The following is an 11,029-nucleotide window of genomic DNA, read 5'->3' on the forward strand; positions in this document are numbered from 1 at the left end:
CTGCTGGCCGGCCTCGATGAGCTCGCGGGCCGCCCGCGCGGCGGGGATGGCCGAGTACGACGCGTGGTAGGCCTCCTGCAGCTCCCGGACCGGGCGGAAGCACTCCCGGGTCAGCAGCAGGACCGTGAACAGCTCGACCGTGCTCAGCCCGCCGCCCGCGTGCCGCAGCGAGCCGACGGCGAGCGCGGCGGCGCTGCCACCGCCGACGAGTAGCGTCACCAGACCCACGTAGACGAGCACGACCGCGTTCAGCCGGGTCGAGTGCCGGCGGAACTCGTCGGCCTGCGCGGCCAGTTCGTCCGCCCGGCGGCGGCTCGCGCCGAGCCCTTTCAGGGTGGTCATGCCCTGCACGGCGTCGAGGTTGTCGGCATACATGCGGGTGTAGGACTTCCACCACGGCAGGTAGCGGGAGCGCAGCAGCCGGCGGGACAGCCGCGGCACCGCGGGTGCCGCCGCCGCGCACACGCCGACCGTGATCCCGATGACCGGATCGATCATGACAAGCACCGCGGTGGTGGCGCCGGCCCCGATCATCGCGGCGATGGCCTGCGGGGCGAACAGCGCCACGAACGGGTCGAGGCTCTCCACCCCGTCCACCACGGTCGACTGCACCGAGCCGGTGCGCCGGTCCGCGAGCCCGGCGGGGCCGAGCGCGAGCAGTGCCTCACCGAGGCGGCGCCGGATCGAGGCCCGGACCTCCCCGGCCGCGCGTACCGCCACGACCCGCCGCCACCAGAGCAGCAGGCAGCGCAGGACCTGTACCGCCACGACGGCGCCCAGGAGCGGCGCGACGTCCCCCAGGGAGTCGCCGCCGATGACGTCGGCCAGCACCCGTGCCAGCAGCAGGCCCATCCCGACCGACGTGGCGGTCAGCGCCAGCAGGATCGCGGCGACGACTGCCAGCTGCCGGCGGGCGCGGGCGTCGGCCAGCGCGAGGCGCCAGGGATCTCTCACTGGGCCAGGAACCCTTCGAAGCACAGGTACCGCATCACGGAGGTGACCCGGCGGAACCCCGCGGCCCGCAGCAGGTCGACGTACTCCTCGGCCGTCGCCGGCTGCAGGATCCCAGCCAGGCTGTCCGCCTTGTTCAGGATCTCCTCCGGGCTGAGTCCGTTGGCCCGCTTGAACCGGAGGTGAAGCAGGTCGATGACGGCTGCCAGGTGTGGGTCCGGCGTCAGCACCTTCTCGAAGACGAACAACCCACCGCCCTCGCGCAACGACTGGCGGACCCGGGCGAGCACGTCCGCCCGCGGCTTCTCGTCGAGGAAGTTCAGGGTCAGGTAGGCGACGGCGAAGTCGCAGGGACGGAGCTCGAAGTCGGTGAGGTCGGCCTCCACCACGCTGACGTTGCCCAGCCCGGCGCAGTGCCGGCGCGCCGACTCGACCATCTCCGGCACCCGCTCCACCCCGACCCAGGACGCGGCCCGGTTGCGTTCGGCGGACGTCGCCAGCGTGCGCAGCAGCTGCCCCGTCGAGGTGCCGAACTCGTAGCCCAGCCCGCCGGGGCGCACGAACGTGCTGGCGAGCTCCGCGGCCAGCCCGTGGCCGGCGTCGTAGAACGGGACGGAGCGGCGCACGTGGTCGACGAAGCCGGCGGCCATGACGGGGCCGTCGAAGTTCCAGGCTCCGTTGGCGACGGCGAGCGTCGCCCCGACCGGCATCGACCGCGTCGACGGGGCTGTCACGCGGCTCGCCGGCCGTAGACCGAGATGTGCTTGAGGCTGTCGGTACCGAACGGGCGCCGGTCCCAGCCGCCCCAGCGGTGCAGCAGGCGCAGCCCCGCCAGCCGGGCCATCAGGTCGAGCTCCGCCGGCCACGCGTGCCGTGCCTGCAGCGGGCGCAGCTGCGGCGTCTCCCCGTGGCGGAGGTAGACGTGGCAGGCCGACGCCACTCCGCTCAGCGGGTCCACCGGGGTGGTCACGTGGAGCACGACCTCCCCGGGCTCGATCCGGACCGTCCGCTGCGCGCCGGAGAGGAGGGCCTCGCTGCGCGGCACCATGGCCTCCAGGACGAAGCAGCCGTCCTCGGTGAGGTGGCGGGCGGCGTTGGCGAAGCAGTCCACCTGCTCGTCCTGCGAGGTGATCGCCGAGATCGTGTAGCTCGGCATGGCCACCACGGCGAACGGCCCGCCGAACTCGCCCGTCACGATGTCCCCTTCCAGGACCGTCACGGCGTCCGCGCCCGGTTTGGCACGCAGCTGGTCGAGCATCGACAACGAGTTGTCGACCCCGTGCACCGGCACTCCGCGCCCCGCGAGCGGGAGAGCGATCCGCCCGGTGCCGACGCCGAGCTCGAGCAGCGGCCTGCCACCGGACAGGTCGGCCAGGCACCGCACCGCGTCCTCGGTGTCGGGCCGGGTGCCGAAGTCACGTTCCCACCGGGCCGACCACTCCGGCCCGTAGGTGATGTCGCCGTACCGGTCCGACACCGGCCACCCCCGCTCACATGGCATGAAGTGAGAACCCCACCGGACTGGTGGAGAATCGTCAGAAACGTAAATGGAGATGATTTTCATTGTCAAGCTGGTGTCGTGACTTTCTGTGCGCAAATTCGGCTGTCCCAGCACCCGTGTCACCCTCGAAAGCCGCGGCGGAAACGCCGGCTTACGTCGCTGACCTGGGGCTCTGGTCCCGACCGTTCATGGGTGAGGTCCTTGGCCGCGGGCCAGGCAGCCGGTCCACGTCCAGGGGTCCTTCGGGGCGGTCGGGCGTGGCGAGTGATCCGGCTGCCGAGGCGGGACAGCCTGTGGCACAGCCGTTTCGCTTCCCGTCGCGGGGCGGGCTGGCCGGGCCCTGCCACGGTGCGAGCGCCTCGGGCAACGCGGCCCCGTCGCGGACTCCCGGCCGTTTCGGTCGGCAGCAGTCCACCCACAGATGACGCGAGACCACGCCCAGCGGCATTGACGGGAGAAGGCGGGTACCCCTCGATGGGCCTCGCCGACCGGAGGACTCGCTGTTGCCCGGTGCCCCCGGCGACTCCCCGGGCGTCCGCCGCGCCGGTCGCGGTCCGACGGCGGCACTCGCGCGCCACGACAGATGTGCGACGGGCCGGCGTGCGCCTCGCGGGGGCTCGGGTGCCTTCGGGGGAGCACCCGAGCCCCGCCGGCTCGATTCGTGCAGCGGGTTCGAGCCGCGTCTCTGTGAGGGCTGGACCGTGACAAGGGTGACAGTCGGGTGCCCGGAGGAAATAGGCGGCGGTCGGCGTGGCAAGCATGAACACGGCAAGACCGGGCCGCGCTGATGGGCTCTGCGGGGGCTACGTGAATTCTGCGAATGATTTGCGATTGCATGGGGTTCCCACCTGAGTGTTCCTCTCTATTTTGAGAAGGTATGCATATTCTCTGTGTCGGCTCTAGAGTCAATGCCGCTGAATTAAGCGACACGCGGGAGCGTTACGGTTGGTGGCCCGACGTGACGGGTGGTGATGTGGGTATCGCGTTTGACGAGATAGCTGTTGTGGCGGGCTCGTTTGATGACTCGGGGGCGTGTCCATTCACGGGTGCGCCGGGGTAGCCCGCTGACCTTGGGGTTTGTGTTGCGGGGACGCGCTGTGGTCGTTGCTTGATCCTGGTGGCTGGGCGTGGATGATCAGAGCTGTGGCTGAGCTGTCCGCATCGTCGTGGGAGTCGCGTCTCGCGGCTGCCGAGACGCGGATCGAGGAACTCGCCGCCGGGCAGGCCGCGTCGGTGGCGGCGAACGAGCGGTTGGCGTCGGTCAACGAGCGGCTGCGTCGGGTCGTGGAGGACTCGGCCGCACGGCATGAGGTGGAGCTTGGCGCGGTGCGCGCCGAGCGGGACCGGGCCGTGCGGCGGGTCGAGGAACTTGAGCTCGAACTCGCCGAGCTGCGTCGGCGGTTGTCGATGGACAGTACGAACTCCTCTGTGCCGCCGTCGAAGGAGCCGATCGGCGCGCGGGAGAAGCGGAAGGCCGAGCGGCGGGCGTCCTCGGAGCGGGTCCGGTCGAAGGAGAAGAAGCCGGGCGGGCAGCCGGGCCATCCGGGGTCGGGGCTGGCCCGGGAGGCGGAGCCGGACCGGTCGTTGTCGGCGGACCCGCCGTCGGAATGCTCGTCGTGCCAGGCGGATCTGTCCGACGCGGGGGTGCTGGCGGACGGGTGGGCGCAGGTCTGGGACTTGTGCGAACCGGTGCTGGAGAAGGTCGAGTGGGTGTTGCCGCGGCGGCGCTGCGCGTGCTGCCGGAAGGTCACCACCGCCGTGGTTCCGGGGGTGCGGCACGCGGCGGCGGGCGCGGTGTCCTACGGGCCCAGGCTGCACGGCGCGGCGGTGCTGCTCGCCTCGGAGGCGAACGTGCCGGTCCAGCGGGCCGCGATGGTGATCGACGGGCTGCTCGGGGTGCCGGTCTCGTCCGGGTTCGTCGCCCGCGCGAACGAACGGCTCACCCAGGACCTGGAGGCTGCCGGCTTCGACGAGGCGATGAAAGCCGCGCTGCGGGCCGAGCCGGTGCTCTGCGGTGACGAGTCGCCCGTCAACGTGCTGCGCAAGGACCTGGACGAGGCCACCGGCACCGTCCTGTCGGGCACCCCGCACCTGCTGGTCGTACGCACCCCGACGCCCGGGCTGGTCTGGTACGCGGCGATCAGCTCCCGGTCGTCGGAAGCGATCGACACCACCGGCGTCCTGACCGGCTGGCACGGCCTGTTCACCCGGGACGACTACGCCGGCTGGCACCAGTACGACCCCACCCTCACCGGCGTGCAACTGTGCTGTTCGCACCTCATTCGCTCGCTGCGGGCGGTGCTGACGCTCGCGCCGAAGGTCCAGAAGTGGGCCGGCCGGCTCATCGACCTGCTCCGCGAGGCCGGCCACCTCGTCGTCGCCGCCCGCGCCGCCGGCAGGAACCGCCTGGACCAGACCACGATCGACGGCCTGCGGACCCCCTACGACGCCGACGTCCGCATCGGCGAACTCGCGAACCTGTCCCGCCCCTGGGCCGACGACCGCAACCATCCCGGCCTGGTTTTGGCCCGCCGGCTCGCCGCGAAGGCCGACCAGGTCTGGCTCTTCACCACCAACTTCACGATCCCCTGGACGAACAATGCCAGCGAGCAGGCGATCCGCCTCCCGAAACGCCACCAGGCCGTCTCGGGCTACTGGCACACCCCCACCACGCTGGCCGCCTACCTGCGCGTGCGCTCCTACCTCGTCTCCGCCCGCGACCACGGCCTGACCGCCATCGACGCCATCCGCCTCGCCCTCGCCGGCACGCCCTGGCTACCAGTCCCGCGGACGGTCCGCCCCGCGCACGCTCTCGCCGCCTAAACCAACATCAACACGGGGCTGCTCGAGCCTCCACCGTGAATGGACACGTCAGACGGCGTGGGGCGGGTGGGGCTCGAACCCACGACCGACGGATTATGAGGGACTTCCGGAATCCTCGCTGACCTCGACAGATGCTGCGTGACCTGCGCGGATGGCTTACGGCATCTGCCATCGTCTTCGGCGGTTTCTCACGATCCTGCGGACTGGCTGCGGACCGGCACGAGGGGCCACGGCGGCTCCTCGTGCCTCCCATTTCTTTGTCCCGTTCCCCGGAGAGCGCCTTCGCCTGCGCGGGACGCCGGTCGGGTCAAGGGTGGCGCAGCCAGTCCGAAGGACCGCCCGAAGGGCGCCCTTGACGCGGCCGGTGTCCCGTCAGATCATCGGGCGCCCGGCTGGGGAAGGGCACCCGACGTGAGCAGCCGGGCCAGCCCAGCGTCACCTGGCGCTTAGAAGGCACAGAAAATACCAGCACCCCAGGGGCTTAACTTGGCGCTGCAGTCCGCTGGTGGACGTCAACGTCGTCGACCTCCATGGACGTTGCTACAGCGGTGGCTACCCCCATTCGCCTCTGACACCCCGACCCAAGATCAATTAATAGGCGTGTGGAACTTCAATCACGTATGGTTACCTCGTATGCGTGCTCAAGCTTGACCGCCGGCTTTTGGACATCTATCCGCCAATCACCCCCGGCAAGATTCTTGCGTGCTCGGACCTGACCGGGAATTCCCTCTACCTCATGGATAGAGCGCGCAAGGGTAGCTAGGCCAGATGCTGCCCGCCGGAGCTTAGCTGATTGCGCAGGAAGTGTTGGTCGCGCGGATACATAGGCGCGATCCGTAAGATTGCATATTCTTTTTGCGTCGTCGAGGGATGGTCTAGGCGTCACACCTGCGCGATAGGGAGCGACTAGCGCTACGCAGTTCTCCACGAGCATTTGCGACCATACGTCTTCGTGGTGGGCGTTTGGTGATCCGTGATGCGGAATCTTGAAAACCTCTGCCTTTGAAGACGGCTTCATACTCGAGCCCAGGACAGCGGCCCAGCCAGAATTTTTCCCGGGACCTCGGGTCAGATCCGAGCCGAGCAGTAATGAGGTATCGCCAACTTCCACCCACAGTGCTACGGCCAAGGTGTTTGGGTCGGGCGGCGCAAGCCGCCGAGGAGGCTCGCCAGGTACCGGGTACAAGCTCGTCAAATACTGGCCAGCTTTTGTAACCGCCTCATCAGAGGGGGACAACGCGATTACGTTTGCGGCTCTATGGTCGGCAGTCTCGGCCCGTCTGTATATTGGACGATCTGCGAGTGCGTGACGGTAGGCGGGAACGCCTCTTCCACGACCGCTATTGCGTGCTCGCGCTGCAAGAACTGCTTGAGCCTTCCGGTACTCATCGTATGCGGACTGCCTTACTACCCCCGAGATCTCACGATCAAACATTAGTAGTCCGAAGAATTCTTCGCTAGTCGCCGCCGCCGAGACGACGAAATCTGCATTGATGCAGGCGCTAACGACGTTGGATATCCCCGCGATATGATCGTTGTGTGCGTGTGTCGCAACAACTAGCTTTACCGACTCCGGAGATACATCAATCTCGGACAAGTAAGAAAGGGCTGGGTGTGCACCGGTGCGCTGGTCGATGCAAGAATCGACGATTATCCATTCATTCCATCCGAGATGCAGAAGGCAGCATTCACCCAAGCCGGGGCCAAATATTGAAATTTCAACAACATCGTCCGGTGGGCAGTCCCTTCTAATCGTCAAACCCCAGCTCCGCCCGATACGCCGCAGCCGCTTCCAACGCGCGAGAGAGGGTCGACGGCTGCCAGGTGGGAAGCCGGCGGAAATGTATAGAAGACGTCGTTGTGGGGCGGCCAGTCAAATTGCGAACACGCTTTATAGAGATGTAGAAATATGCACCCGGTGCTACCAGGTTCCTGTCGTCTAGCGATACGTCTTTTATCTCCAGCTCTACAGTCAAGCGTGATGGCTCATTCTGTGACTGTAGGGTTGCGAAAAAAGTTTCGGACTGAACTTCTGTAACGACACCCTCCCAGATGTCGAGTTCGGTGACCGACTCGAGATGGGGCGCTTGACCTATATACCCTTGATTTGCAAGGACGGTCGTACCGCGATAGCCAACAGAATAGGCGGATTTATTGCCACCCGGAGGCGACTCCATATACTTAATTTGATTACGATCTGCATGAATTGAAGAATCTGTTTCATGGATAGCCGAAGATGGTTTTTTTGGTACGCCTACGTAGGTTCCAATCTCGATCTTAACTGGATTGTTTGTAGTGGTCACGAGAAGCGATTCAGGCTTCACGGAATTCCCCCATTTCCGCAAAGATTCTGACAATATCTGCTGAATCTGTCAGCGACGCCTGCCAGTTGCTGCGCAGAATTTCTGCGGCAATCTTCAGATGGCCCGGAGCGGGTGGAATTTCGAGGCTGGCCAAATTCTCCAAGCCGAAGAGCTCCTCCCTTGTGCTCGGCTGTCTGTCTACTTTTTTCAAAATATAATGGTCATTGCGTTCGACGAAAATTCCGCGATTAATCAGGTTCGACGGCTCGAATCTTACCTGTATGTATCCTGCGTACTCGTCCTTGCGTGAGCCGCGTACAGTCAGTCCGACGGTTCCTGGGAGCAGCATCGCCTGTTCCCAAATTTTTTTGGGCGCGACGGTGTCTCCGATTGAATGCCAACGCTCGATGGAGTCTATTTTGATATGGAAGCTTCTATTGATGCCAATGGCATTGACTGGAGAATCTTCTAGAATGTCGAAGATGCCAAGAGCTAGATCGCGAAGTCGGAGATACTCTGTCGGATCCGATGTACTCAGAGAGAAGGTATCTTCCGTAACCTGCACACTCAGCCAACCTGCAGCGAAGATTGATATTTGCGGGGTAATGGCTTGTATCTTTGCCGATCTTGTCTGTTCTTCCCCTATAAGGTGATTTACAAGTAGCCAGCCTGGAGAAAATTTAGTCGGGTCGAATCTCCCGCGAACGACAAGCGCGAGAGATTCACTGGCGAACTCGGTCGGGCTCACCGCTCGCTCCCTGTAACGCTGACACTGGCCGGAGTCTCATCGCGCACTATGGGATCTTATCCGGATCGAGGTCCTCAGCCATGCGGACTGGCGGTAGCTCGTCAGGCTGTTGCTGTCGATCTCCGGACCCCTGGTACGGCACAGGCAGCGACACGCCGGCGAGCATGGCCCGCCAGGGCCACGCGCAGCCGTCGCGTGGCGCAGCCCCAGAAGTAGCCTTCTTGATCCTAAACAGACAGATTCGGCAGTCTCAACGGAGTACCGGTGGGCCGGCAGCGAGGTAGTCGCGGATGCGGATCCGGATGCTGTCGTGCATGGTCAGCTCGTCGAGGGTGGCGGGGTCGTGGAAGTCGACAGCCGTGGATTCGTCGCTGACCTGGAGGGTTCCGTCGGTGATGGTGCAGGCGCAGCAGATGTTGAACTGCTGGCGGACCTCGCCATCGTCGTAGGCGAAGACGTGGCCGGGGTCGGAGTAGATGCCGACGATGCGGTCGATCCGCACGTCGAAGCCGGTCTCTTCCTTGGTCTCGCGGATGACGCAGTCAGCGAAGGTCTCGCCGATGTCCATCTTCCCGCCGGGGAGCGCCCAGTTCCCGGAGTCGCTGCGCCGCTGGAGCAGGATGCGGCCCTGGGCGTCGGCGACGATGGCGGACCCTCCGACGACCAGGGAGTTCGCGGTGGGGGCGTGGGGGTCGTGGTAGTAGTCGACGCGGCCCATCGGGTCATGCCTCCCGGTCTGGTCGGGCGTCGTGCGGCCTGGTGGTGGGTGCGGTCCAGATGGCTTCGAACTGGTGGGCGTAGCTCTCGAAGAGGCCGGCGGGGCTGTGCCGCTTCAGGTGGAGCATGGGGTGCTGGAAACCGTGCAGCTTGTATAGGTACGGCGTGACGAGCATCTGGTCGTCGAACCGGTAGAGCGCGTTGCACAGCGGCACCCGGTGGAAGCGCAGCTCCACACCGGGGTTGGACAGCAGGGGCTCGAAGTGGCCGACGGTCGAGCGGATACGTCCCGGGAGCGTCCCGCCGAGGTTCTCCAGCTCGTCGCGGGCGGTGACCTCGGCGCATTCCGGGTCCGCCAGGGCGATGCGGACGCGTAGGCCCTGGGCGCACTTGTCGGCGAGGATGCGGGGCAGGTCGGGGTGCTGCTCGGGGAAGAACAGCATCGCGTAGCCCATGAGGTCGATCGTCGTCCCGGCGCGGTCCAGGAGGCGTGACCAGAGCTGGGATGGCGCGTCGGCGCGGCGGGCGTAGGCCGACACGATCTCGCTGGTCACGAGAGAGCCGGAGGCGCTGGCCGCGCTGGCTTCCGGCCAGAGTTCCTCTTCGGAGCGGCCGAGTGCGTCGGAGGCCTTCCACCGGTGCCGCGGGTGGGGAAGGCGTCCTTTCAACCAGCGCTGCACGGTCTTGGGGTCCACGCCGACTGATCGCGCAAGGGTCTCGATCTCCATACCGCTCGATGCCATGGCCACCCGCAAGTGCTCGTTGGTTCCCTGGGCCGCCACTGTCACACCCTCCTTCCGGGGACGTTACGGACAGCATCATAGACGTTCTAAACGTCCCCGATCGGCGGCAGGGACGTCCCGTCATCTGATCGACGCTCAACGTCACCGCAAGGTGCGCGGCGGAGCAGGACGGATGGCGAGGGGAGCCACTGCCCATGAAGGCGGAAGAACCGGTCTACGGGCTCGTGCGGTTCGAGGGCGACGGCCAACGGGTGCGGGAGATCGTGTTGGCGTTCGAGACCGCGGGCGCGGCCGACCGGTACGCCCGCGAGGTCGGCTGGTCGGAGTACGGCGTCGGCCCGGTGCGGTTCCCCGCGTCGGTCCAGGCGGCCGATGCGCACGCGGCGGTGGCCTGATGGGCGGCACCAGGCAAGCGACGATCGCGGCGACGTACCGGTCGTACGTGCTGGCCCTGCTCGATCGCGACGCCGCCTACGACGACGACCCGAAAGGCGACCCGCCACTCACCCTCGCGGACTACCGGCGGGCCCTGGTCACGGTTCTCGCGCTGGACCCATCCCCGCTGCTCGTCGCCGGACGATGGGTCACCGGCACGGAAGCGACAGCGTTCACCGCAGGGCAGCAAGCGGGGCTCGACGGCGCTGTCGTCGCCATCGGCGAGACCTGGCGCCCGGAACTCCTCCGCCGATTCAACGACGACACTCCGGAGCACTCGGCGGATGCTGGCACCGCTGTCGACGCCGCCATAGCCGTACCCACGAGCCCGGGGCCGATGACGTTGGCGCTGGCTGTTCACCACGGTCTGCTCTCCTCCGCCGCCGCTCCGCCGTCATACGGCACGCCTCGGCCCCCTGCGGTGCCTGGCCACAGCTCCGGGCGGCTGCTGGTCGTCGATGGTGACGGGGAGGTTGTGGGCTCGTTCGCCCGGTCGGAGTTCGCTCGTGCGCACGGCTGGGCGCATATGCGGGTGGCGGAGCCGCTGACCCGGCGGCCGGTGTGGATCGAGGATCTGGAACGGCGGGAGTCCTGGCGGATCGACACCGGCTCGTGCGTGCATCAGCGGTGGACGTCGATTTCATCGTCGGCCCTGGGCGCGGGCTGCTCGATGGGCGCGGCAGCGGCCATACCACCAATGGATGAAGGCCATACCAAGTAGAGATGGGCAGGCCAACCGGTTATACCGGGTCGCAATACATTGACGGTATAACTGTTGGCACACGGATGGTCACGCACGTAGTGTCCG

General features: G+C 66.5%; 11 protein-coding genes. 3 read left to right on the forward strand and 8 right to left on the reverse strand.

From position 1 onward, the window contains the following. The 3 genes from AC08OP_RS13130 to AC08OP_RS13140 form a co-directional block, all read right to left on the reverse strand. Positions 1–954 (reverse strand): ABC transporter transmembrane domain-containing protein (locus AC08OP_RS13130; RefSeq protein ID WP_476614444.1); only part of this gene is annotated, 954 nt, incomplete at its 3' end. Then, positions 951–1,685, reverse strand: a complete 735-nt coding sequence (locus AC08OP_RS13135; RefSeq protein ID WP_476614445.1) for a methyltransferase domain-containing protein — start codon at positions 1,683–1,685, stop codon at positions 951–953. The genes AC08OP_RS13130 and AC08OP_RS13135, both read right to left, overlap by 4 nt. Beyond that, complete coding sequence (locus AC08OP_RS13140; protein ID WP_476614446.1) at positions 1,682–2,428, reverse strand: class I SAM-dependent DNA methyltransferase; 747 nt, start codon at positions 2,426–2,428, stop codon at positions 1,682–1,684. Before AC08OP_RS13140 ends, AC08OP_RS13135 begins: the two co-directional genes overlap by 4 nt. Positions 2,429–3,583: 1,155 nt before the next feature. On the opposite strand from AC08OP_RS13140, the gene tnpC reads away from it, so the two are divergent. Further along, a complete protein-coding gene (gene tnpC / locus AC08OP_RS13145) occupies positions 3,584–5,275 on the forward strand; it encodes an IS66 family transposase (protein ID WP_476614447.1) in 1,692 nt (563 codons plus the stop codon). A gap of 610 nt (positions 5,276–5,885) precedes the next feature. Here the strand turns inward: tnpC and AC08OP_RS13150 are convergent. The 5 genes from AC08OP_RS13150 to AC08OP_RS13170 all read right to left on the reverse strand — a co-directional run bounded on the left by AC08OP_RS13150 (position 5,886) and on the right by AC08OP_RS13170 (position 9,825). Next, positions 5,886–7,034, reverse strand: a complete 1,149-nt coding sequence (locus AC08OP_RS13150) for an MBL fold metallo-hydrolase (protein WP_476614448.1) — start codon at positions 7,032–7,034, stop codon at positions 5,886–5,888. Beyond that, the gene (locus tag AC08OP_RS13155; RefSeq protein ID WP_476614449.1) at positions 7,024–7,599 is read right to left on the reverse strand and encodes a hypothetical protein; all 576 of its coding nucleotides are present in this window, start codon (positions 7,597–7,599) and stop codon (positions 7,024–7,026) included. The genes AC08OP_RS13150 and AC08OP_RS13155 overlap by 11 nt, the downstream gene beginning before the upstream one ends. Then, positions 7,589–8,326, reverse strand: a complete 738-nt coding sequence (locus AC08OP_RS13160; protein WP_476614450.1) for a hypothetical protein — start codon at positions 8,324–8,326, stop codon at positions 7,589–7,591. The genes AC08OP_RS13155 and AC08OP_RS13160 overlap by 11 nt, the downstream gene beginning before the upstream one ends. A gap of 250 nt (positions 8,327–8,576) precedes the next feature. Then, positions 8,577–9,044, reverse strand: a complete 468-nt coding sequence (locus AC08OP_RS13165; RefSeq protein ID WP_476614451.1) for an NUDIX hydrolase — start codon at positions 9,042–9,044, stop codon at positions 8,577–8,579. A gap of 4 nt (positions 9,045–9,048) precedes the next feature. Continuing rightward, on the reverse strand, positions 9,049–9,825 hold the full coding sequence (locus AC08OP_RS13170) for a helix-turn-helix domain-containing protein (protein WP_476614452.1): 777 nt from the start codon (positions 9,823–9,825) through the stop codon (positions 9,049–9,051). Positions 9,826–9,980: 155 nt separating this feature from the next. Here AC08OP_RS13170 and AC08OP_RS13175 point away from each other — a divergent pair, with 155 nt between their 5' ends. Further along, positions 9,981–10,181, forward strand: a complete 201-nt coding sequence (locus AC08OP_RS13175; protein WP_476614453.1) for a hypothetical protein — start codon at positions 9,981–9,983, stop codon at positions 10,179–10,181. Continuing rightward, positions 10,181–10,942: a hypothetical protein gene (locus AC08OP_RS13180; protein WP_476614454.1), complete on the forward strand. Its 762-nt coding sequence runs from the start codon at positions 10,181–10,183 to the stop codon at positions 10,940–10,942. Before AC08OP_RS13175 ends, AC08OP_RS13180 begins: the two co-directional genes overlap by 1 nt. The last annotated feature ends 87 nt before the right edge of the window (positions 10,943–11,029 follow it).

This window comes from Frankia sp. CeRuru1 (assembly GCF_977966315.1).

Bases quoted from the DNA above. Each gene is read 5' to 3' on its own strand.
- tnpC (WP_476614447.1), top strand. From the start codon at position 3,584: ATGATCAGAGCTGTGGCTGAGCTGTCCGCATCGTCGTGGGAGTCGCGT.
- AC08OP_RS13165 (WP_476614451.1), bottom strand. From the start codon at position 9,044: ATGGGCCGCGTCGACTACTACCACGACCCCCACGCCCCCACCGCGAAC.
- AC08OP_RS13175 (WP_476614453.1), top strand. From the start codon at position 9,981: ATGAAGGCGGAAGAACCGGTCTACGGGCTCGTGCGGTTCGAGGGCGAC.
- AC08OP_RS13180 (WP_476614454.1), top strand. From the start codon at position 10,181: ATGGGCGGCACCAGGCAAGCGACGATCGCGGCGACGTACCGGTCGTAC.